21 protein-coding genes and 1 pseudogene are annotated in these 22996 nt (G+C 57.7%); 10 read left to right on the forward strand and 12 right to left on the reverse strand.

All coding sequences use genetic code 11. The annotated features are described in order from the left end of the window. Position 1: 1 nt before the first annotated feature. The 3 genes from ybeY to miaB form a co-directional block, all read right to left on the reverse strand. The gene (ybeY, locus tag RHM59_RS20275; RefSeq protein WP_322285269.1) at positions 2-502 is read right to left on the reverse strand and encodes an rRNA maturation RNase YbeY; all 501 of its coding nucleotides are present in this window, start codon (positions 500-502) and stop codon (positions 2-4) included. Continuing rightward, the gene (locus RHM59_RS20280) at positions 495-1514 is read right to left on the reverse strand and encodes a PhoH family protein (RefSeq protein WP_322285270.1); all 1020 of its coding nucleotides are present in this window, start codon (positions 1512-1514) and stop codon (positions 495-497) included. The genes ybeY and RHM59_RS20280 overlap by 8 nt, the downstream gene beginning before the upstream one ends. A 261-nt stretch (positions 1515-1775) precedes the next feature. After that, positions 1776-3104, reverse strand: a complete 1329-nt coding sequence (miaB, locus tag RHM59_RS20285) for a tRNA (N6-isopentenyl adenosine(37)-C2)-methylthiotransferase MiaB (protein WP_322166191.1) — start codon at positions 3102-3104, stop codon at positions 1776-1778. 130 nt (positions 3105-3234) lie between these two features. On the opposite strand from miaB, the gene RHM59_RS20290 reads away from it, so the two are divergent. Continuing rightward, positions 3235-3561 carry a DUF1820 family protein gene (locus RHM59_RS20290; protein WP_322166190.1) on the forward strand — a complete coding sequence of 109 codons (327 nt, stop codon included), beginning with the start codon at positions 3235-3237 and terminating at the stop codon, positions 3559-3561. Positions 3562-3586: 25 nt separating this feature from the next. Here RHM59_RS20290 and RHM59_RS20295 read toward each other — a convergent pair whose 3' ends face one another. Together RHM59_RS20295 and hemL are read right to left on the reverse strand one after the other, a co-directional pair. Beyond that, a complete protein-coding gene (locus tag RHM59_RS20295; protein WP_322166189.1) occupies positions 3587-4135 on the reverse strand; it encodes a tetratricopeptide repeat protein in 549 nt (182 codons plus the stop codon). Positions 4136-4384: 249 nt separating this feature from the next. Continuing rightward, positions 4385-5668, reverse strand: a complete 1284-nt coding sequence (gene hemL, locus RHM59_RS20300) for a glutamate-1-semialdehyde 2,1-aminomutase (protein ID WP_322285271.1) — start codon at positions 5666-5668, stop codon at positions 4385-4387. A 181-nt stretch (positions 5669-5849) separates the two neighbouring features. Here hemL and RHM59_RS20305 point away from each other — a divergent pair, with 181 nt between their 5' ends. Both RHM59_RS20305 and RHM59_RS20310 read left to right on the forward strand, forming a co-directional pair. Next, positions 5850-7295, forward strand: coding sequence for an AlkA N-terminal domain-containing protein (locus RHM59_RS20305; RefSeq protein WP_322285272.1), 1446 nt, complete (start codon positions 5850-5852; stop codon positions 7293-7295). After that, positions 7292-7819, forward strand: coding sequence for a methylated-DNA--[protein]-cysteine S-methyltransferase (locus RHM59_RS20310; RefSeq protein WP_322166186.1), 528 nt, complete (start codon positions 7292-7294; stop codon positions 7817-7819). Before RHM59_RS20305 ends, RHM59_RS20310 begins: the two co-directional genes overlap by 4 nt. A gap of 6 nt (positions 7820-7825) precedes the next feature. Here RHM59_RS20310 and thiE read toward each other — a convergent pair whose 3' ends face one another. Together thiE and RHM59_RS20320 are read right to left on the reverse strand one after the other, a co-directional pair. Next, the gene (thiE, locus tag RHM59_RS20315) at positions 7826-8452 is read right to left on the reverse strand and encodes a thiamine phosphate synthase (RefSeq protein ID WP_322166185.1); all 627 of its coding nucleotides are present in this window, start codon (positions 8450-8452) and stop codon (positions 7826-7828) included. Positions 8453-8489: 37 nt separating this feature from the next. Beyond that, positions 8490-9287 carry a hydroxymethylpyrimidine/phosphomethylpyrimidine kinase gene (locus tag RHM59_RS20320; RefSeq protein WP_322166184.1) on the reverse strand — a complete coding sequence of 266 codons (798 nt, stop codon included), beginning with the start codon at positions 9285-9287 and terminating at the stop codon, positions 8490-8492. 402 nt (positions 9288-9689) lie between these two features. Here RHM59_RS20320 and RHM59_RS20325 point away from each other — a divergent pair. The 4 genes and pseudogenes from RHM59_RS20325 to RHM59_RS20340 form a co-directional block, all read left to right on the forward strand. Beyond that, positions 9690-11618 (forward strand): annotated as a pseudogene (locus tag RHM59_RS20325) (sensor histidine kinase); the annotation flags it as partial. A 374-nt stretch (positions 11619-11992) separates the two neighbouring features. After that, positions 11993-13642, forward strand: a complete 1650-nt coding sequence (locus RHM59_RS20330; RefSeq protein ID WP_322285274.1) for an acyl-CoA dehydrogenase family protein — start codon at positions 11993-11995, stop codon at positions 13640-13642. 153 nt (positions 13643-13795) lie between these two features. Continuing rightward, on the forward strand, positions 13796-15259 hold the full coding sequence (amn, locus tag RHM59_RS20335) for an AMP nucleosidase (RefSeq protein ID WP_416194730.1): 1464 nt from the start codon (positions 13796-13798) through the stop codon (positions 15257-15259). Positions 15260-15333: 74 nt separating this feature from the next. Further along, positions 15334-15963 carry a pseudouridine synthase gene (locus RHM59_RS20340; protein WP_322166181.1) on the forward strand — a complete coding sequence of 210 codons (630 nt, stop codon included), beginning with the start codon at positions 15334-15336 and terminating at the stop codon, positions 15961-15963. 154 nt (positions 15964-16117) lie between these two features. On the opposite strand, the gene RHM59_RS20345 is transcribed toward RHM59_RS20340, so the two are convergent. The 3 genes from RHM59_RS20345 to RHM59_RS20355 form a co-directional block, all read right to left on the reverse strand. Next, the gene (locus RHM59_RS20345; RefSeq protein ID WP_322171165.1) at positions 16118-16318 is read right to left on the reverse strand and encodes a DUF2788 domain-containing protein; all 201 of its coding nucleotides are present in this window, start codon (positions 16316-16318) and stop codon (positions 16118-16120) included. Between the two features lie 73 nt (positions 16319-16391). Beyond that, the gene (locus RHM59_RS20350; protein ID WP_322166180.1) at positions 16392-16871 is read right to left on the reverse strand and encodes an Lrp/AsnC family transcriptional regulator; all 480 of its coding nucleotides are present in this window, start codon (positions 16869-16871) and stop codon (positions 16392-16394) included. Between the two features lie 387 nt (positions 16872-17258). Continuing rightward, complete coding sequence (locus RHM59_RS20355) at positions 17259-17780, reverse strand: hypothetical protein (RefSeq protein ID WP_416195103.1); 522 nt, start codon at positions 17778-17780, stop codon at positions 17259-17261. A 297-nt stretch (positions 17781-18077) separates the two neighbouring features. Between RHM59_RS20355 and RHM59_RS20360 the strand changes: the two genes are divergently transcribed. Next, positions 18078-18584, forward strand: a complete 507-nt coding sequence (locus RHM59_RS20360; protein WP_322285276.1) for a DUF6515 family protein — start codon at positions 18078-18080, stop codon at positions 18582-18584. Between the two features lie 22 nt (positions 18585-18606). On the opposite strand, the gene RHM59_RS20365 is transcribed toward RHM59_RS20360, so the two are convergent. Then, positions 18607-19503 (reverse strand): cation diffusion facilitator family transporter, encoded by an 897-nt coding sequence (locus RHM59_RS20365; protein WP_322285277.1) that lies wholly within the window; start codon positions 19501-19503, stop codon positions 18607-18609. Positions 19504-19518: 15 nt separating this feature from the next. Further along, positions 19519-19938, reverse strand: coding sequence for a polyribonucleotide nucleotidyltransferase (locus tag RHM59_RS20370; protein WP_322166177.1), 420 nt, complete (start codon positions 19936-19938; stop codon positions 19519-19521). 269 nt (positions 19939-20207) lie between these two features. Between RHM59_RS20370 and RHM59_RS20375 the strand changes: the two genes are divergently transcribed. Both RHM59_RS20375 and hrpB read left to right on the forward strand, forming a co-directional pair. Continuing rightward, positions 20208-20402 (forward strand): hypothetical protein, encoded by a 195-nt coding sequence (locus tag RHM59_RS20375; protein WP_322285278.1) that lies wholly within the window; start codon positions 20208-20210, stop codon positions 20400-20402. A gap of 50 nt (positions 20403-20452) precedes the next feature. Continuing rightward, a complete protein-coding gene (gene hrpB / locus RHM59_RS20380; protein ID WP_322285279.1) occupies positions 20453-22990 on the forward strand; it encodes an ATP-dependent helicase HrpB in 2538 nt (845 codons plus the stop codon). Positions 22991-22996 lie beyond the last annotated feature (6 nt).

Here is a 22996-nt window from a genome sequence, read left to right on the forward strand (position 1 = left end):
CTTACTCGTGGTCCTTGCTGGTGGTCTCTGGAAAGTGATGGTCAGCGGTTTCGTCGTCAGCGTAAGGATCGGGATAGCCCAATTCTTCAAGCAACGTTCGTTCCAGTGCTTCCATTTCTTCGGCTTCTGCATCGTCGATATGGTCATAGCCGAGCAAATGCAGACAGCCGTGAATGACGAGGTGCGCCCAATGCGCATCCGGAATCTTGCCCTGTTCAGTCGCCTCGCGGGCCACAACGGCCACGCAAATCACCAGGTCGCCGAGCAGCGGAATATCGAGAAACTCATCGGGTACGTCGGCGGGGAAGGACAGTACGTTGGTTGCGTAGTCCTTGTGTCGCCAAGTGTTATTGAGTTCACGGGCTTCAGCATCGTCGACCAAGCGGATGGTCAGCTCTGAATCAGCAGTGCGTTGACGCAACGCAAGTTCACACCATTGGCGGAACTGGGCTTCGTTTGGGACTGTCGCTTCGGTCGCGAGTTGTAAGTCCAGCTCAACCATCGCGGCGGTTATCCCTGCTGGAAGAGGAACTTATGGTTTCGTCGTTAGCACGATTCTCGTAGCGCTCGTAAGCTTCGACAATGCGCTGTACCAGCGGGTGACGCACCACATCCTTGGGCTTGAAGTGCGTGAAGGTGATACCCGGTACGTCTTTCAAGACTTCCATCACATGGTTCAGGCCTGACTTTGTGCCTTTGGGCAGGTCGACCTGGGTGATGTCGCCCGTGATGACGGCCGTGGAGCCGAAACCGATGCGGGTCAGAAACATCTTCATTTGTTCGACGGTGGTGTTCTGGCTTTCGTCGAGAATGATGAAGCTGTTATTGAGGGTCCGGCCGCGCATGTACGCCAGCGGTGCAACCTCAATCACTTGACGCTCCATAAGCTTGGCGACGTATTCAAAGCCGAGCATTTCATACAGGGCGTCATACAGCGGGCGCAGGTACGGGTCGATCTTTTGTGCCAGGTCGCCGGGCAGGAAGCCGAGCTTTTCGCCCGCTTCGACCGCCGGACGCACCAGTAAGATATGGCGGATCTGTTCGCGCTCAAGCGCATCCACGGCACAGGCGACAGCAAGGTAGGTCTTGCCAGTACCCGCAGGGCCGATGCCGAAGTTGATGTCGTTGGCGAGAATTTCTTTGACGTAACGCTGCTGATTCAGGCCGCGCGGGCGAATCATGCCCTTTTTGGTGCGCAACGCTACGCCGACTTCGGCAGCAGGGTGGTTGTCCAGTTCTTCGACACCCGATTCCTGAAGGAACAGGTGAATCATGTCGGGTGACAGCTCGGTACCTTTGGTTTCCCGGTACAGGCGTCGCAGCAGGTTTTCAGCCGAAGTGGTGTGCTTGGGCTCGCCAATCAGTTCGAATTGATTGCCGCGGTTGCGGATTTCGATGTCCAGACGTTGCTCGATCAAGCGTAAATGCTCGTCGAGTTGCCCGCAAAGATTTGCGAATCGGTGGGCCTCAAAAGGCTCGAGGATAAAACGATGTGGTTCGATGGGAGCGTTCAAGGTCGTTTTTAGCCGCCCTACGGCAATGAAGATGGGTTGAAGGATAACCCCAGCGCTCGGTGGGCGAAAGCCTTCACTTACTAATGGTCTTGCTTTGAGCTGATATTAAATCTGTGGGAGCAGGCTTGCCTGCGAAGGGGCAATCACGGTTAGCATCTTCAGGGCCTGACTCGCTGCCTTCGTCGGCAAGCCGACTCCAACAGGTTTTGAACTGATCCAAAACCTGTGGGAACCAACCTTCTGCGGCGGTCTTTGCGGCGTTTATTGCAATAACGACCCGCGCAACGAATGCGGTTGCGCGTCGTCGATATGGACATCGGCGAACTGGCCAATCAGTTTCGGATTGTCACAGCGGAAGTTGACGATCCGGTTGTTCTCGGTACGTCCCTGCAATTCTCCAGGGTCTTTTTTCGAATAATCAGTGACCAGAATCCGCTGGGTGCTGCCGACCATTTGCCGACTGATCTCGTAACCCTGTTGATTCAGGCGGTGCTGCAAGGCGGCCAGGCGCTGTTTTTTCAGGGTTTCCGGTGTGTCGTCCTTAATGTCTGCCGCAGGCGTGCCGGGGCGCGGGCTGTAGACGAAGGAGAACGAGAAGTCGAAGCCCACGTCTTCGATCAATTTCATGGTCTGTTCGAAGTCTTTTTCGGTCTCGCCAGGGAAGCCGACGATGAAGTCCGAACTGATGCTGATACCCGGAACGGCAGCCCTCAGCTTGCGCAGTTTGGATTTGTATTCGAGCGCGGTGTGGTTGCGCTTCATGGCCGAAAGAATCCGATCGGAGCCCGACTGCACCGGTAAATGCAGATGTTTCACCAGTTGAGGCACTTCGGCATGGGCCAGGATCAGGCTGTCCGAAAACTCCAGTGGGTGCGACGTGGTGTAGCGAATGCGGTCGATGCCGTCGACGGCCGCCACGACGCGGATCAACTCGGCCAGATCTGCCAACCGTCCATCATGGGTCGTACCGCGATAGCCATTCACGTTCTGACCCAGCAGAGTGACTTCACGCACGCCGTTTTCGGCCAGGTGCATGACCTCGCTCACCACGTCATCGAACGGACGGCTGACTTCTTCGCCACGGGTGTAAGGCACGACGCAGAACGTGCAGTATTTGCTGCAACCTTCCATCACCGATACAAAAGCACTCGGGCCATCGACGCGAGGTTCGGGCAAATGGTCGAATTTTTCGATTTCCGGGAACGAAACATCAACCTGCGGCAGACCAGTGAGGCGCGCAGCGTTGATCATTTCCGGCAAGCGGTGCAGGGTTTGCGGGCCAAACACAACGTCCACGTAGGGTGCGCGATCACGAATCGCGGCACCTTCCTGGCTGGCCACACACCCGCCGACAGCGATCACCATCTCCGGATTGGCCAGTTTCAGCTCGCGCCAGCGACCCAGTTGGGAATACACCCGGTCTTGGGCGCGCTCGCGGATTGAACAGGTATTAAGCAGGATAACGTCGGCATCTTCTGCACGAGCAGTGACTTCCAGGGCTTGATGTTCGCCCAGCAGATCGACCATGCGCGAGCTGTCGTACTCGTTCATTTGGCAACCGTGGGTTTCGATATAAAGCTTCTTGGCCATGCGTGATCATCAGTTGATTCGAAGAACCGAGCATTATAGGGGTGCGGGTGTCTGGTTCCTAGCGCTGACTGTCTGACGGACGTGCTATAGTTCGCGCCCTCTTTAAGCCCCCGATTTTTAGCCGCCCGCCATGATCAAACGCGAAGCTCCAATTTATAAGGTGATTTTTCTCAACCAGGGCCAGGTGTTCGAAATGTACGCCAAGCAAATCTATCAGAGTGATCTGTGGGGTTTTCTGGAGGTGGAAGAATTCGTCTTCGGTGAGCGTACGACCGTGGTGGTAGACCCGAGCGAAGAGAAGCTCAAGGCTCAGTTCGAAGGCGTGGTACGCAGTTTTGTGCCGATGCATTCGATTGTACGCATCGATGAAGTCGAGCGTGTGGGAACGCCGAAGATCAGCGAGGCGCGGGGTACAAGCAACGTGATGCCTTTTCCGATGCCAATGCCGGACAAATAAGCAGTTCGATCAGCGGGTCATTGTGTCAAGGCAGGGGGGCGAATGGTGTGCGGCCTTCAGCCGTTTGCAGTTCCAGCAAATAATTACGGAAAATCTGGCCCAGCACCTGGGTAGCGACTTCCAGCTCATCGCGCTTCATCTTCGCCGACACTTCATCCGCGCTGTCCAGCGCATCTTCCGAGCCGTTGACGGCGGCCATCTTCAGCACGATATACGCCTGAATGTTATTGGCTTGCACGCCTTCGCCATGGAAAAACATTAAACCCAGTCGATATTGCGCCTGGGCATGGCCTTGCAGCGAAGCCTGCTCGAAATAGTTGAGTGCTTGAGTTAAATCACGAGGCGCATTTTTGCCGTCGTAGTAGAACTGTCCCAACTCGAATTGCGCCTGTGCATCCCCGGCTTGTGCTGCTTTTTGGCAAACCGCCAATGCTTCAGGCCGATTATCGGGCTGAGTATTGAGGGTGCAGCGACCCACCGCTGGGATTAACAACGAGTTGCCACCTGCATTTGCCAGCAGGGGATGAAGAAGCAACAGGCAGCCCAAAGCAAGGGTGCGGCCGGTGCGGTTCATGGGAGTCGACTTACCTCTAAAAGGTGCGGGCGTACCCGTCCAGCAGATCGCGCTGGCGGCACATTATGAAAGAAGCGGGGCCAACCTTACAAAGTCTTTACGGAATTTCTGCTGCACGGGCTTGATGTGCCTGATTTTGCGGGAGATTACCGTGTTTTTAATCTTCTGCAGGAGCCAACTTGTTGGCGAAGCGGCGCTACTGTCTCACCGCATCGAGCCTCTCGCCAACAAGTTAGCGCCTATGAAGGCTTATTTCAGCGCAGCAAATGCTTTCTCGGCGGCATCAAGGGTCAGTTGCAGTTCAGCGTCGCCGTGGACGATTGAGGTGAAGCCCGCTTCGAACGCGCTCGGTGCCAAGTACACGCCGCCATCGAGCATCGCGTGGAAGAAGCGCTTGAAGCGGTCCGCGTCGCTGGTCATGACGTCGTTGAAAGTGACGATTTCCGGGAGGTCACTGAAATACAGACCAAACATGCCGCCGGCCTGGGTAGTCACGAACGCAATACCCGCTGCATCGGCGCGTTGTTTGAGGCCCGCGAGCAGGCGGGTGGTGAATGCGCTGAGTTCGTCATGGAAGCCGGGGCGGCTGATCAGGCGCAATGTTGCCAGGCCCGCCGCCATGGCCAGTGGGTTGCCGGACAACGTACCGGCTTGGTAAACCGGGCCCAAGGGTGCGATGTGGGACATGATTTCGCGTTTGCCGCCGAAGCAGCCAACCGGCATACCGCCACCGATGATTTTGCCAAAGGTGCTCAAGTCCGGCGTGACGCCGTAGTGCGCCTGAGCGCCGCCCAATGCGACACGGAAACCGGTCATCACTTCGTCGAAAATCAACACCACGCCGTGTTTATCACACAGCGTGCGCAAGCCTTCGAGAAAGCCGGGTGCAGGCGGGACGCAATTCATGTTGCCGGCCACCGGCTCAACGATGATGCACGCCACTTCCTTGCCCACTTCATCGAGCATTTTTGCGACGGCATCAATGTCGTTGAACGCGGTGGTCAGGGTGTGTTTGGCGAACGCGGCAGGGACGCCCGCAGAACTGGGTACCCCTTGAGTCAACGCGCCGGAGCCGGCTTTTACCAATAGGCTGTCTGAGTGGCCGTGGTAGCAGCCTTCGAATTTGATAATGCTGTCGCGGCCGGTGAAACCACGGGCCAAGCGAATTGCACTCATGGTCGCTTCGGTGCCGGAGCTGACCATCCGCACCATCTCCATCGAAGGCACGAGGGCGCACACCAGATCGGCCATTTCGGTTTCCAGCGCTGTCGGCGCGCCGTACGACAAACCGTGTTCCAACTGCTTACGCACGGCGTCTAGAACTTGCGGATGGCTGTGGCCGAGAATCATCGGCCCCCATGAACCGACGTAATCCACGTAACGCTTGTCGTCTTCATCGGTGACGTAAGCACCTGCCGCATGCTTGAAAAACAGCGGCGTGCCACCCACGCTTTTGAACGCGCGAACGGGCGAATTGACGCCGCCAGGGATGTGTTTTTGGGCGTTGGCAAACAGGATTTCAGAACGGGACATGATGGGGTCTCAGCTGTTGAACCAAAAATGTGTCCTGCGCGGATCACAGCGGCGACGCGTGCTGGTCGGCGTAGGCGGTTGTCCAGAATGTGCAGGAGACGGATTATACCTACGTCCGGCAGGGCTATACATGTCCGAATTTGGCCAGACTTTTCCAAACGTCTCTATTACAGTCCTGCTCATGAACACTCTCGATCCGCTGGTTTGCTACGCCGCCTTCGTCGCCCGAGACCGCCGCTTTGATGGTTGGTTTTTCATGGGGGTGTCGTCGACGGGTATCTATTGCCGTCCGATATGCCCGGCGCGGGCGCCCCAGGCCAAGAATTGCAGCTTCTATTCCAGCGCGGCGGCGGCAGAGCATGCGGGCTTTCGGCCTTGCTTACGTTGCCGCCCGGAACTGGCGCCCGGTCATGGGGTGCTCGATCTTTCCAGTGGGCTGGCGCAAGCCGCTGCGCGATTGATTGAAGACGGTTTTCTGAACGGTAAAAACCTGTCAGCGCTGGCCGACCGCGTGGGTATCACGACACGACACCTGAGGCGGATTTTCGAAGCGGAGTTTGGTGTGTCGATGACGGCGCACACGCAAACCCAGCGCCTGTTAATCGCCAAGCGGCTGCTGACGGACACTCAACTGCCGGTTACTGAAGTGGCGCTGGCAGCTGGGTTTGGTAGCGTCAGGCGTTTCAATGACGTGTTTCAGTCGAAGTACGGGTTAAATCCCCTACGGCTGAGAAAGACGAGCCGTACGCCGGATTCAGACGTGATGAAATTTGAGCTGTCTTATCGGCCGCCGTTTGCATGGCGCGGCGTGCTCGATTTTCTTGCCCATCGTCAGGTCCGTGGTGTCGAGCATGTGGGTGACGACCGTTACGCGCGGATCATCGCGTTTGAGCACGCGGGGCGTCCATTGCTCGGCTGGATCAGTGTCGAACACGCACCGTTGCGACATACGTTGGTGGTGACTGTTTCGGCGTCGTTGCACTATGGGATTGCGCCGCTTCTGGGGCGTGTGCGCCGAATTTTCGACACGGACTGTCGGCCAGATCTTGTTGATGCGCACCTTGGCGCGCTGGCAGCGGATTTGCCGGGCATGCGCGTGCCGGGTGCTGTCGACGGATTTGAAATTGCGGTTCGCGCGATTGTCGGGCAGCAAATCTCGGTGGCGAACGCCCGAATAGTATTGGGTCGAATCGCCGAACGGTTCGGCACAAAAGTGCCGGATGCGCCCTTTGATTTGCTCAGTGCGTTCCCGACGGCGGGCGACATTGCTCAACTGTCGGCCGAGGAGTTGATCGGCACTGGCCTGATTCGCATCCGCGCCGAGGCCATTATTGCTATCGCGCAAGCAGTAGCCTCCGGTCGAATAACCCTCGAACCGCTGGTCCCGCTGGAAGATACGTTGGCGGCACTGCGCGCTATTCGCGGGGTAGGCGAGTGGACTGTGCAATACATCGCCATGCGCGCGCTCGGTTGGCCCAACGCCTTCCCGGAAGGGGATGCGGTACTGAAAAAATACTTGGGCTATTCAGCGGTGGCGCTCTTGAATGAGCACGCCAGTCAGTGGGCACCGTGGCGCGCTTATGCCACCGTGCATCTGTGGCGACAACACGAGGCAACGAAATCATGAACCAGGGCTATCTAGCAGCGAGTCCGCTCGGCGACATTGCCCTGCGGGTGGAGGACGACGCATTGACCGGGGTATTTTTCGTCGGTCAAAAATACTACCCCGACCTGATGTTCCTGCCTGACGAGCCTTCAGTCCCCAGGGTCGTCATCCTGGCGCGCGAGCAACTGGCTGAGTTTTTCAGCGGCGAACGACGGGTGTTCACGCTGCCATTGTTGATGCGTGGCACGCCGTTCCAGCGCTTGGTCTGGCAACAGCTGTCGTTAATTCCGTATGGAGAGATTGTGTCCTACGGCACCTTGGCGAAAAACATGGGGTTGGGCAGCGGACATTCGCGAGCGGTGGGCACCGCCAATGGCAGAAACCCTATATCGATTATTGTTCCCTGCCACCGGGTTATCGGCGGCAGTGGTGGCTTGACGGGCTACGCGGGCGGGGTCGATCGCAAACAGGCGCTGCTGTCACTGGAAAATATGAGCGGCAGGCCTGTCGGATCGGAGTTTGAACTGATCAGTTCAAACGGGTAGTGGCAATCAGCTGGGTTTGAACAGTGCGTTAAACGCCTTGGCGCGGCGCGTTACTTCTTGAGCGCTGTCAGCACCGAACAAACCGTGAACCACGGCCAACAAATCGGCGCCATGCTCCACCAGCGGCGCGGCATTTTCCAGCGTGATACCGCCAATCACGGCAATCGGCAAGTGAATGCGGGCACGAGCCCGATCCAGCAAATCGAGGGTTGCGACCGGCGCACCCGGTTTGGTATTTGAGTTAAAAAAGCGTCCAAACGCGACATAACTCGCCCCATCGGCTTTGGCTTGATCGGCCAGTTCCAGTTGTCCGTGGCAGGTCGCGCCAATGATTGCTTTGTGCCGCAACAGCGCGCGGGCCGTGGATAGCGAGCCATCGGTCTGTCCCAGGTGTACGCCAACGCCGAGACGTGCCGCCAGTTCAGCGTCGTCGTTAATAATCAATTGAGTCTTATAGCGTTCGCACAGCCGCAGAAGGGTGTCCGCTTCGCGCAGGCGGCGAGCTTCATCACTGCTTTTGTCGCGGTACTGCAGCAGGGTCACGCCGCCCTCAAGGGCAGCTTCGACATAAGACAAAAACTTACCAGCCAACAGTTGGCTGTCAGTAACGGCATACAGGCCACGTAATTTCATTGTTGTAGCTTCATCAGTCTGGCCCCAAAGCGTCGCGTTACGAGCAAAAATCCAGTGGCAAGCGGCGCGGAACAAATTGCCCTTTGCCCAACTGTTCAGCGTCGCGCAGCGTACGCCAAGTGTAGTTGAGCGCCGATTGGACAGCGCTGATCAGATTCTCGCCAAGTGCCAAGCGTCCAGCCAAGGCGCTGGCCAGCGTACAGCCAGAACCGTGATAACTGCCGGGCAAACGTTGGCAGGTAAACGTGCGCGTTTCACCGCCACGGATGTATAGGCGGTTATGGATAAGCTCTTCGTCACCGTGGCCGCCGGTGATCAGCAGGTGCTTGCAGAACGGCAGCAGTTTCTCGGCGCATTCGTCTGCCGTGCCTTCAGGCAATTCGGCGAGGATCCGTGCTTCAGGCAGGTTCGGGGTTGCGATGGTTGCCAATGGCAGCAGCCGCTCGCGCATGGCGTAACCGACCTCATCCTTGCCCAGGCGACCACCGCCACCTGCACGCAGGACCGGGTCGCACACCAGCGGCAGATGCGGGTGTGCTTCCAGCAATCCGACGACGGTGTCGACCATTTCCAGGGAACCAAGCATCCCCAACTTGATCGCCGCCACGGTGGAATCATTAAGCACTGCATTGGCCTGCGCCAATACCCACTCACGGTCCAACACCCGGAAATCGGTGACGTTAACGGTGTCTTGTACGGTCAGGGCGGTGATTGCCGGTGCAGCGTGGCAGCCTTGAGCGAGAAGGGCTTCAATATCGGCCTGCATGCCGGCGCCACCACTAGGGTCGTGGCCGGAGAGACAGAGGACAACGGGGCGGGAGCTATAGGTATTCATGGTGCGCGAGCTTACCACCAAACATTTTCCGGGGCCGCTGGCGGGTGCAGGATTTTTTTTTCGTTTGCGCAAACGGCATTACCGGGGCTATCAGCTTGGCTACGTCATGTAACAAACAAAAAACCCTTGTAATGCCCGGCCTAGAGCCTTTCGTCCAATTTAAAAAGAGTAGTGTCTGGGCATCATTCGCCGTTATGCTCACAACTTCTGACGAACGGTCTACGCTGAGCCCAGCTTGATGTGCAGGGCATGCGGGTACGTTGATGAAATATACGGACACATTATAAGATCGGTCTCACACCGTGCTGACTGTTTTCCATCAATAACAGGATCTTCCGGCTGACGTCGTCTCTAGGGAAAGGAGGCTTTGCGACCAGTCGGACGGGGCCACGCTGGGACTGTATGCGCTATTTGCTGATTATGCTGGTCGCTTGGCTACCGTTGTTGGCCGGCGCCGTCGAATTCGACGAAACCACCCGGACTTTGCCTTTGGGGCGAGCTGTTCAAGTGTTTGAAGACGTCACGGGGGACGCGACGATTGAAGAGGTGAGCGACCCGACACTGCAAGGCCGGTTTCGCGATCTAAACGCCGAGGCACTCAACGCGGGTTACTCACGCTCCGCGTATTGGTTGAAAGTTGACCTGCAATTTCGCCCGGAACATTTGGACGCGCGGCCGGACTGGCTATTGGAAATGGCCTATCCGCCGATGGATCACGTCGATCTATACACCGCCGATGCCTCAGGGCGCTTTCGGCTGGCATGGCAGACCGGAGACATGTTGCCGTTCTCCAGCCGGCAGATTAAGCAGAATAACTTTTTATTCGACCTGAACCTGCCGCCCGATGAGGTCAAGACACTGTACGTGCGTGTTGCCGGGCATGGTTCCATCCAGGCGCCCCTTGCACTTTGGTCCAGTCACGCCTACATCGAAGCGCAGCCTGCACGCATCTATGTGCTTGGGCTGATCTACGGCATGTTGGTGGGAATGCTGATCTACAACTTGTTCATTTACATCGGCGTGCGTGACACCAGTTACCTGTATTACATCCTCTATATCGCGTCATTTGGCCTGTATCAAATTTCGGTAAACGGAGCGGGGATCGAATTTTTCTGGCCGAACAACCCGTGGTGGGCCAATGCTTCGACGCCATTTTTGGTGGGTTCAGCCGTGTTTTTTGCCAGTCAGTTTTCTCGGCATTTCCTTCAAACGCCCTCACTGAACCGCTGGCTTGATCGGTCGCTGAAGTTGCTCATGGCCTTTGCCGCAGTGGTCATGGTGCTTTCGGTAACCATGGACTATGGTGTGGCGCTGCGCTTGGCAACCGGTTTGGTCTTGTTGTTCACGCTTGTGATCGTCGCCACCGGGATTACCGCCAAGGTTCGTGGACTGCGCGTGGCACGGTATTACATCGTGGCTTGGTCGGTATTCCTCTCGGGTGGACTGATCAATGCGTTCATGCTGATGGGTTATCTACCTAATAACTTTCTGACCATGTATTCCAGCCAGATCGGATCGGTATTGGAAGTGGCGCTGCTGTCGCTGGCGCTGGCCGACCGCATCAACATGATGCGCGAGCAGCAGGCGCAGATTCTGTTTGAGGCCGGTCAGAAGCTGGAGCGCTTGAACCAGAAACTGGAGACCAGTAACCGATTGAAGGATGAGTTCCTCGCCACCTTGACCCATGAATTGCGCACGCCCATGAACGGTGTGATCGGTTCACTGGAGTTGATGCAGATGATGCCAATGGACAGCGAATTCCAGCTCTACCAACAAACCGCCGCCAACTCCGCCCAAGACATGATGGGCATGGTCAATGGTATTTTGACCCTTACCGAATTGCAGGCGGGCAAGTTGTATGCGGTCAACGAGCCGTTCAGTCTGCGTTGGCTGGTTGCGGAGCTGCGCAGGCAATACGTCAGCGAGGCTCAGGCCAAGCATTTGAGTTTCTTCATCGAACTGGATGAAGCGCTTCCGGACAGCTTGCTGGGCGATGTCAGCAAGCTGCAACAATGCATCGGTTGCTTGTTGGATAACGCGATCAAATTCACCAAGACCGGCAGCGTCAGCGTCAGAATCACCGGCAAGTCCGACTACCTGCAAACACACACAGTACTGATTGAAGTCATCGACAGCGGTATCGGCTTTGGTCGGTTGGACGAGGCGGCGTTGTATCAGACATTTTTCCAAGTGGACGGCTCAATGACGCGGGAATATGGCGGGTTGGGCATTGGTCTCGCGATTTGTCGACAATTGATCGGGCTCATGGGCGGAACGTTGAGCCATCAGTCCGAGCCTGGTAGAGGCAGTTGCTTCACGTTGCGCGTTGAACTGGGCCATTCCGATGTTGAGCCGCAGCGTTGGTCGTCGGCGACTCACACGCTTTAACCGGCTGTGCATGCCGAAGTCTCTGTGTGGCGTGCCAACGAAGGCATTAATGCAGGCGAACCAGGTTTCAGGTCGACCTCAGCGGCGCGATTATGGACCTTTTCGCAGGCAAGCCTGCTCCCACAGCATCTAGGGCGATAGCACGGTGTCGAGGACGCTGGGGCGTCTTCCACCGAGATGGGGTATTTCATAGGGTTTTGAGGTGAAACTGCCGGTATTTAAGTCCGATATGGCGCTTTGTAAAGCCTCGTCGCGCGTGATTCACTGCATTTCATGGGCGTGTCCTTTGGCGCGTCCGAGCCCAGAGGAGCGCCCTCATGAACCTGCACCAGTTCGCCGAAACCCATGAAGTGACCAATCAGCCCCCGTCGTTGGACGGCGTCAATCTGTACCGTATTGATCTGCCATTGCAGGAATGGTCGCTGCGTTATGGGGCGGGTTGGGCGCAGTCGCGAATTGACACCTACGGCGCGCTGGCTGGTGGGCCGCTGATGACGGCGGGTTTTCTGGCCAATGAAAACAAACCGGTGTTCGTCAGCCATGACCGCTATGGGCATCGGATTGACCTGGTTGAATTCCACCCTGCTTACCACGAACTGATGCGCACCGCCGTCGAGCATGGGTTGCCGTCCTTGCCCTGGACTGACCCACAACCCGGCGCCCATGTTGCCCGTGCGGCCATGAGCTATTTACACAGCCAGGCCGAAGCGGGCAGCGGTTGTCCGTTGACCATGACTTTTGCCAGTGTGCCAGCGATGAGAATCCAGCCTGACCTGGCCGACATTTGGCTGCCGAAAATTCTCGCGACTGAATATGACCCGCGCAACGTAGGCATTGGCCATAAAGCGGGTGCGACCATTGGCATGGCAATGACCGAAAAACAAGGCGGCACCGACGTGCGTGCCAACACCACCAAGGCTTATCCGGTGGGCGCTACGGGGTCGGGTCAAGCGTACGAGCTGGTCGGGCATAAATGGTTTTGCTCCGCGCCGATGTGTGATGCGTTCCTGACATTGGCGCAAACCGAGAAAGGCCTGACCTGTTTTCTTTTGCCGCGTCATCGGCCAGACGACAGCCGCAATGAGTTCTACATCCAGCGCCTGAAAAACAAGCTCGGTAATTGCTCGAATGCCTCCAGTGAGGTTGAGTTTCGCGGCGCGCTGGCCTGGATGATTGGCGAAGAAGGCCGTGGTGTACCGACGATTATCGAGATGGTCGCCATGACCCGTTTTGATTGCATGGTCGGTTCCAGCGCCCTAATGCGCCAAGCCCTCACCCAAGCCGCGCATCATTGCGCGCACCGCAGCGTCGGTGGCCGGGTGCTCAGCGAGCAACCGCTGATGCAAAACGTATTGGCCGATCTGGCGCTGGAAAGCGAAGCAGCATTGGCGCTGACGATGCGCATGGGCCGAGCGCTGGATCATCTGGAAGACTCCCAGGAAGGCCGCTTCGCCCGACTGGTCACGGCGGTGGGCAAGTATTGGATTTGCAAGCGTGCCCCTGCGATGATCAACGAAGCGGCTGAATGCATGGGCGGTGCCGGTTATGTCGAGGACAGTATTTTGCCGCGTCTGTACCGTGAGGCGCCGGTGAACTCGACGTGGGAGGGTTCCGGCAACGTGCAATGCCTCGACGTGTTGCGCGCGCTGTCGAAAGAGCCGGGCGTACTGGATGCGTTGTTCGACGAATTGGGCGACGGCCATGGCGACCGACGATTGGCTGGCCACATCGATCAGCTGAAAAGCGCGTTCAAGGACACCACTGACATTCAATACCGCGCGCGGCAGCTGACCGAAGACATCGCCATTGGCCTGCAAGCAAAGCTGCTGCTCGAAGCGGGGAATGCCAGTGTCAGCGATGGCTTCATCAGCAGCCGACTGGGCTCGGCAGGCCGGGTCTATGGCGCGCTTCCAAGGGGCGTCGATGTGGCTGCGCTGGTGGCGCGCTCGTCGCCACAGGTCGGTTGAAATTGACACCCTCTGTGGGATTCAGCGTGTTGGCGAAGCTCTCAACGCAATGTCCGAGACAACCCGCACAGTTTGCAAAATCGCCAACAAGTTGGCTCCTACAGGAAGATGCAGGCAAGATACAAGCCTGCAAGATCAGACAGGATATGTAACGTGACCGAAGCTTTTATTGTCGTTGAAACGGCCGAGCAAGCTGTAGACCGCCTTGCCGTGTTGCATGAGCGGGCCACCAGTGCGTTGAGCCAAGCGCTCAAGCGATACCTCAAAGACCGCGTCGAACCGACGGCGGCAGAGCGTGAACTGTTCCGCTACCCCGAATTGCGTCTGGTTTATCTCTGCCAGGGTGAAGTGCCGCTGACGACTCGCGCCTATGCCAAAGTCCAGCTGCCCGGCACTTACAGCGTCACCGTCACCCACCCGTCATCGTTTCGCGCCTACTTGCTTGAGCAACTGGTGCCCTTGATGAATGACTTTACCGTCACGGTAACCGTGGGCGTCAGCGAGCAAAACATTCCTTACCCGTACGTGGTTGAGCAAGGCGATGAGTTGGCCGGTTCCGGCGTTACCGCCGCTGCGCTGGCCCGGGTCTTCCCGAGCACCGACCTGTCGGCGGCCACTGATGGCATCGCTGATGGCTTGTATGACTGGGCCAACACCGATCCATTGCCATTGGCGCTGTTTGATGCCGCGCGGGTGGATTTCTCCCTGCGCCGTCTGGTGCATTACACCGGCAGCGACTGGCGCCATGTGCAGCCGTGGATTTTGCTGACCAACTATCACCGTTATGTTGACCAATTCATTGCCCATGGCCTGGATCAATTGCGCAACGACCCGCGTTTCCTGCGCATGGTCTTGCCGGGCAACGTGGTGGTAGACAAGAGCATGAGCCATGACGAAGCGCAGACAGTGGTTGCCGGCGTGGTATGGCATCGCTATCAGATGCCGGCGTATCACTTGATCGCCTCCGACGGCCACGGCGTAACGTTGGTGAACATCGGCGTTGGCCCATCCAACGCGAAAAACATCACCGATCACTTGGCGGTATTGCGTCCGCATTGCTGGCTGATGATCGGCCACTGCGGTGGCCTGCGCCAATCCCAGACCATCGGCGACTACGTGTTGGCTCACGCCTACATGCGCCGCGATGGCATTCTCGACCGGGTGGTGCCGCCGAACATTCCGATTCCAGCGTTGGCCGAAGTTCAACTCGCCTTGCAGGAAGCGGCTGCGCAAGTCACCGGCGAGCGCGGCGACGACCTCAAAAAGCGTCTGCGCACCGGCACCGTCTTGACCTACGACGACCGAAACTGGGAATTGCGTTGGGCACAGGAACGTCCGCTGATCAACCTGTCCCGCGCAGTCGCGGTGGACATGGAAAGCGGGACCATCGCCGCCCAGGGTTATCGCTTGCGGGTGCCTTACGGCACGCTGCTTTGTGTGTCGGATAAACCGCTGCACAGCGAAATCAAGTTGCCTGGCTCGGCCAACGCGTTTTACGAGCGTGCGGTCAGTCAGCATTTGAAAATCGGTATCGCGGCGGTTGACCTGTTGCGCACGCAGCTTAACTCGCTGCACTCACGCAAACTGCGCAGCTTCGATGAGCCGCCGTTCCGTTAATTGAGCGGTTCGGTTAGGTATTTACAGAAAGGGCCACTAAAGTGGCCCTTTCTGTTTTCGAATTCTGAACTGTCATGCCCCGCATCCAACGTCCCGCGTCCCGCCATTCCACTCGCCCGCCGAGCACTGCGCGGCGCGTCGCTAAAGCTCCGCCTGCTGAGCCCACGTTGATTTTGTTCAACAAACCGTACGATGTGTTGACGCAATTCAGCGACGCAGAAGGGCGGCCAACGCTGAAGAATTTCATCGATATCCCCGGCATCTACCCGGCAGGGCGTCTGGACCGAGACAGCGAAGGCTTATTGTTGCTGACCAATGACGGTCAGTTGCAGGCGCGAATTGCCGATCCCAAGCACAAATTGGCCAAAACCTACTGGGTGCAGGTTGACGGCGAGCCGACAGAGGAGCAGTTGCAGCGTCTGCGCGATGGCGTGGAGCTCAACGATGGCCCGACATTGCCAGCACAGGTGCGGCAGTTGCCAGAACCGGAACTCTGGCCGCGCACACCGCCGGTACGGTTTCGCCAACACCTGCCGACGAGCTGGTTGGAGCTGATTATCAAAGAAGGCCGCAATCGCCAAGTTCGACGCATGACAGCAGCGGTAGGGCTGCCAACCTTGCGACTGGTGCGGGTTCGGATTGGTGACTGGACGATCGAAGGTCTGGATCAGGGGCAGTGGCGGGAAGTGCCGGCTAAGCTTTAAGACAGGCTTCTATTTGGGATTCAAATTTAACTGAGGGACCGAATTGATTCGGGAATGCTGAGCATCAGACGCTCACGATGTTGAATGTGATGACACTTTCGCGAATAAATTCGCTCCCACAGGGATAGGAAATCCTTCAGCGTCTTTTACACAGTCAGGCCTCAATAAACGCAATCACGACGCTTTTGATCACGAACGCGAGAATGCCCAATCCCAGTACGAAGAACAGGATAATGGTGCCAAATTTGCCGGCTTTGGATTTCTTCGCCAAGTCCCAGACGATAAAGCCCATGAATGCGACAAGGATGGTGACCAGAATCGTCATCATCCACTGTTCAAATACTGCGGGGTCCACGTTCATCAACTTCTCCAGCCGGTCGGCGATGCGCAACGATTATACGCAACGTCCTAGGTGCCGCGCATTGCCCTTAAGGTCGCAGGTGCGTCAACGGTAATTCGGTGCTAGCCAGCACCTGATTCAGTACAAAACTTGAACGGACACTGGTGACGCCTTCAATGCGGGTCAAATGGCCCAGCAGCAGCTTCTGATAATGGTCCATGTCCGGCACCACGACCTTCAACTGATAGTCGGCATCCATCCCCGTGACCAAACTGCATTCCAGCACCTGCGGCAGGTTACGAATCTGCTGTTCAAAGTGCTCGAAGCGCTCGGGCGTGTGGCGGTCCATACCGATCAGCACGTAGGCGGTCAGGCTCAGGCCCAGTTTTTTACGGTCCAACAAGGCAACTAGGCGCGAGATATAGCCATCATCCTCCAGCTGTTTGACCCGCCGTGAGCAGGGGGAGGGTGACAGGCCTATGCGCTCGGCCAACTCTTGATTGGAGATTCGCGCGTCACGTTGCAGCTCCGCCAAAATGCTCAGGTCATATCTGTCGAGTTTGCTCACTGTTTGCACCTTTACAAGATCTATTGCGCAGGATTATGGATATGAAGTTAAAAATTGCGCAAGTGATGTTTCTGTAAGCAATATTCGCAATCGGCTGCTGGGGATTCAGGCCTATTCTTATTAACAGAATCACTGCCCGGACATAGCGTCCAGCGCGGCTCTCCGAATCAGGTTAGCTGCGGCCGCCAACCCCACAAGGTTGTCAGGCCACCGGGCTACACACTGTCCAGAAGACGGCGTGACGTGAGCCAACGTCAAAAGCGTTGAGCAGGGACGAATTCCTAGAGGGAGCCATTAGGCTCCCTTTTTTATTGTGCGTGTATTGCTACTAAAAGCCTCCGCACGCTGTCGAATGGACTGTTAGAGTGCTGCCCCATGAGGCATCCACTAGGCAGTCTTATTAACGGGCATTTGCACCACAGTGAGGGAAGCATGAAATCGTGCATCTGGCGTATCGCAGGTGTTGGTTTGCTGTGTTTGGGTGCCAGCGTTCAGGTGCTGGCAGAGAACCCGAATGATGGGCAAGGTGATAATCACGAGCACCCAGGTGGCCATCCTCAGGGTGGTCAACAGCAGCAGCAACATCAGCAGCAAGAGCAAAAACAACACCAGCAGCAAGAGCAACAACAACATCAGCAGCAGCAGCAGGTGCAACAACAGCAGCACCAGCAACAAGAGCAGCAGCAACGCCAGCAGCAAGATCAACAGCGTCAGCAGCAGGTGCAGCAGCAACAGCGCCAGCAGCAGTTGCAGCAGCAACAGCATCAGCAGCAGGATCAACAACGCCAGCAGCAGGTGCAGCAGCAACAGCATCAGCAGCAGGATCAACAACGCACGCAGCAGGTGCAGCAGCAACAGCATCAGCAGCAGGACCAACAACGCCAGCAGCAGGTGCAGCAACAACAGCATCAGCAAGAGCAGCAGCGCCAAGTACAACAGCAGCAACAACGCCAGCCTGAACCCGCGCGTCTGCCAATCCAGGGTCGTCCCGAAGAAACACGCCAATCCCAAGCGCCTCGCCCCGGTAATTTTCAGGACAATCGTCAGAGCAACGCGAACCAACATTGGCAGGGCGGCGGAACGCCTCCTCGGCTCGGTGGCGGTGACGGTCGTCCCGGCAATGACCATTGGCACGGTCGGCCGGACGGTCATGGCACTGGTTGGGGTCCAGGCCCGCAATTCCGCCCAGGTTATGTGATCAACAGCATGCCCGGGGGCCACTCACGGATTGGCTGGCACGGTCAGGACTACTTCTATTCCGGCGGCTACTGGTATCGCCCGCAAGGCCCACGCTATGTGATCGTTGAGCCACCACGGGGCATTCGCGTTCACGAGTTGCCCTCGTATTCGCAGGAAGTCTGGCTGGGCAGTACGTTGTTCTTCGTTGCGGCAGGTACTTACTACCTGTACCAACCGGACACTCAAGACTACGTAGTTTCCGAGCCGCCACAAGGTGCTGAACCGGTCTACACCCCGGACGCTCAACCGCCACAACAGGCGTCGAGTTACAGCTATGACCCGGTGGCGTACCCTGCCAATGGCCAGAGCCAAGAGCAGCAACAGCAGGATATGTATGATTGCCACATGTATGGCGTCAACCAGAGCGGCTTTGATCCACAAGCCGCGACATACGCGCCATCCCCGCAGGTCATCGATGTCTACCGGCGGGCAATGGGCGGGTGTTTGGCTGGACGTGGTTACGCCGTCAACTAGCTAAGACGGAACAACCTAGCCGTTAAATGACGGCTGGGTTCAGTAGCACTTCCCGAGGGTCGGCGTGCACCAGCACTTCGGCTTTCGGGTACTCATCTTCTATAGCGTCGGCCACGTGATCACATATAGCGTGAGCAACAGACAACGTCAGATGCCCCGGCAACTCCAAATGCAACTGAACGAACCAATGGTTGCCGGATATCCGTGTGCGCAAATCATGCGCACCGAGTACGCCGTGCACACCGCGCGCCAGGTCCACCATGTGCAGACTGATCTCTGGCGGCAATTCTTCATCCATCAGCACCGACACGGTTTCCCGGGCGATCTGGACCGAACTCCAGAGTATGTACACCGCAATCGCCAAACCGAAATACGCATCCAGTTGCTGGAAGCCGAGCACCGCGAGGATCAGCGCAACTAAAATACTGGCGTTGAGCAACAGATCGGATCGGTAATGCAGCGAGTCCGCGCGAATAGCGGTTGAGCCGGTTTCGCGGATGACTTTGTGTTGCAGCATCAATAACGCCACGGTAAGCGCAATCGACAACACCATCACCGCAATGCCCAGTCCCGGCGCACCCAGCGGACTCGGATGCAAAATGCGCTCAACTGCCTGATACGCAATCAACATCGCACTCACGCCGATAAACAGCGACTGAGCGATGCCCGACAATGCCTCAGCCTTGCCATGCCCATAACGGTGATCGTCATCGGCCGGACGCAGCGCGTAATGCACCGCTAACAAATTAAGGAACGAGGCGACGCCGTCCAGCGCTGAATCGGTCAAGCCTGCGAGCAGGCTGACCGAACCGCTAAACCACCAGGCAACGCCTTTGGCGACGATCAAAATGGCCGCGACTGCCAGCGACGCGCGTGTTGCCAGACGCAGGAGGCGTTCGTGTTCGGAACTGACGATCATGACGGTTTCCTTGGGTCAGGCAGACGGTTTCAAGCCGAGCATCGCCAATTGTTGCGCATTGCCTCGGTGCTGAATCAGACGGGGATCATCAAGCGGCAAACTGCGGCCCAGTTCGGTTTGGAGAATCGCCTGCAACTTGCTGTTATCGACGGTACCGTCAGCCTTGATCGCCGGGCGCAGTTTTTCCGGATTGATCTGAGCAGTCTTGCCAGCAGGCAGGTAAATCGCGCCCGTGGTGAAGTCCACCGCGAACGCGATTATCCCAGGAATGATGTAGAACAACAGGCCGATGGCGTCGAGACCGATGATCAAGGGATCGACCTTGCCATCAATCTGACCGCGGCGGTCAGGGTAAAAAATACTGCCGCAAGCGGTCATTTGAGTCAGCAGTGCGGCGACCAAAACGCCGCCGATGAAACGGGAGGGTATGCGCATAAGGATCTCCTGAAAGAAAGGCGCAACTATACAAGGCAAATGCGTCGTAGATCAGACTATTGGTGCGGTGCTTCGTGCGATTGGGTGATGGGGGTGTGGCTGTATCAGCGGCAGTCATCGGCCGTCAGAGCAACGATGGCGACGTAGTGTGCCAACTGCTTTCTTTGCCTATTAGATCATTCGACAGGCTACGTGGGCTCGGGTACTGCTTTCCATTTCCCCCAGTCGGACAGCGTGTCAGGCACTCTGTCGTGACTCTTGAGCCAGGCATGCAGGGATGGATCAATCCATTTGATGACTTCCAAGATGTCTCGATGCAGCTCAAAAAGTGGCTGCCACAAAAGAGGTTCGTGATGGAAGCAGCGGTTGCGCAAATCTCGCCCTCTATTCAAGCGAGTTCGAATGGTGTCAGGCTGACGCATGCTCTTGGGGCAAGAATAGAACACCCTCATCAGTGGCTTTGACGGGCCTATAACGTTCACCGCTATACTCCCCGGCCTGCCCCGGAGCCGCCATGATTTCCCTGCCCATTGATGCTGTCCTCCCCGCCCTGCGCGAAGCTTTGTCTATACGCCATGAAGCGGTACTCGAAGCGCCGCCGGGTGCCGGTAAAACCACTCGTGTGCCGTTGGCGCTGCTGGACGAGCCGTGGCTTGCCGGACAAACCATTTTGATGCTCGAACCGCGTCGGCTTGCGGCGCGGGCGGCGGCTGAGCGGTTGGCGAGCGAGTTGGGCGAGAAGGTCGGGGAAACCGTCGGTTATCGCATCCGCTTGGAAAGCCGGGTCGGGCCGACTACTCGGATTGAAGTGGTCACCGAAGGCATTCTCACCCGTCGCTTGCAGGACGACCCGGCGCTGGAAGGCGTCGGTCTGTTGATCTTCGACGAGTTCCACGAGCGCAGTCTCGATGCCGACTTGGCCTTGGCACTGAGCCTCAACGGCCGTGGGCTTTTTCGAGACGAGCAACCGCTGAAAATCTTGCTGATGTCAGCCACGTTGGAAGGCGAACGTTTATCCAGCTTGCTCGACGACGCGCCGGTGATACGCAGTGACGGGCGTATGTTTGCGGTGGCGATGAGCTGGGGGCGAGCGTTTCAGCCCGGTGAATACATTGAGCCACGAGTGGTGCAGGCCGTGTTGGATGCCCTCGGCAATGAGTCCGGCAGCGTCTTGGTGTTTCTGCCGGGGCAAGCCGAGATACGTCGAGTTAACCAACAGTTGGCCGAAGCGCTGGGTGAGCGTCACGACATCATGCTCTGCCCCCTGCACGGCGAGTTGGACCTGAATGCCCAGCGTGCGGCCATCGAGCCCGCGCCGAAGGGTGTGCGCAAAGTGGTGCTGGCGACCAATATCGCCGAGACCAGTTTGACCATCGATGGCGTGCGCGTGGTGATCGATGCCGGGTTGGCGCGAGTGCCGCGCTTTGATCCCGGCAGCGGCATGACCCGCCTCGATACTCAACGCATCTCCCGCGCCAGCGCTACGCAGCGTGCCGGGCGGGCCGGGCGTTTGGAGCCGGGCGTGTGTTATCGGCTGTGGTCCGAGGCTCAGCACGATCAATTGGCAGCCTATGGCACGGCGGAAATTCTGCAGGCGGATTTGGCCGGACTCGCGCTGCAACTGTCGCGCTGGGGTGTGACCCCGGCTCAATTGGTGTGGCTTGATCTGCCGCCTGCCGCCGCGTATTCCCAAGCCCAGGATTTGCTCGGTCGGTTAGGTGGTCTGAGTCAGAAACCGGGCGAAGACTGGAAGCTCACAAACCACGGCCAAGCCATGGCCGAACTTCCGGCGCACCCCCGCATTGCGCACTTGTTGTTGCGCGGGCAAGCGCTGGGCCTCGGGGAGCTGGCGTGTGACGTGGCGGCGTTGTTGGGCGAACGCGATATTTTGCGTGGTGCGGGCGCCGATTTGCACAGCCGTTTGACGTTATTAGCAGGTACTGAGCGCGCAGCCCGAGGCGCGCAAGGCGGCGTGCAGCGAGCGAAACAACTGTCGCGGCAATACCGAGGACTCCTACAGAAGCAACGTGACGTGACCAATACCTGGGTCAGCGATCCGGATCACCCGCGTTGGCCCGGCGCGCTATTGGCGTTTGCTTATCCTGATCGCGTTGCGCAACAGCGGCGGGCCGGGGGTGCTGAATACCGATTGGCCAATGGCCGCGCGGCGTTGTTTTCTGAGGCCGACGCCTTAATGAAGCAACCGTGGCTGGTGGTCGCTGATTTGGGCAGTCGCCAAGGGCAGCGCGAAGAACGCATCTACATGGCGGCCGAGTTTGACTCGGCGCTGTTTGATTCGGTATTGGCCGAGCAAGTCACAGCGGTCGATCACCTTGAATGGGACGAGCGTGAAGGCGTGTTTCGTGCTGAGCGTCAACGCAAGGTTGGCGAGTTGATACTCAGTCGTGAACCGCTTACAGGTCTGGATGAGTCTGCACGCAGCCAAGCGTTGTTGGCCTTGGTCCGGCGCAAAGGTTTGGAGCTGTTACCGTGGACGCCCGAGCTGCGCCAGTGGCAGGCGCGGGTCGCGTTGTTGCGTCAGCTTGATTTGGAGAAACAGTCCGACAGCGAATGGCCTGACGTGCGCGATGCGGCATTGCTGGCGAGTCTGGACACCTGGCTGATGCCGTATTTAGGCAAAGTGTCGCGGCTTGCTCATTTTGGCAATCTGGACCTGTCGTCGATTCTGCATAACGTCTTGCCGTGGCCATTGCCGCAGCGTCTGGACGAACTGGCTCCCCACCATTTGAGCGTGCCGTCAGGGTCGTCAGTACGATTGGACTATAGCGAGCATCCACCGATTCTGGCGGTGCGTTTGCAAGAGTTGTTTGGCCTAGCCGACACCCCGCGCATTGCCGGTGGCCGGCAGATAATCAAACTTCACCTGTTGTCACCGGCCCGCCGCCCGGTGCAAGTGACGCAAGACTTAGCCAACTTCTGGCGCAGCACTTATGCCGAGGTTAAGAAGGATTTGAAAGGCCGGTATCCGAAACTATTCCATAAGTTAGACCCCTGGGTAGAATCCCTTAACAAAAATAAGATTGACAAGTAGTGATTG

The sequence above is a fragment of the Pseudomonas sp. MH10 genome, from assembly GCF_034353045.1.
Lineage (GTDB): Bacteria > Pseudomonadota > Gammaproteobacteria > Pseudomonadales > Pseudomonadaceae > Aquipseudomonas.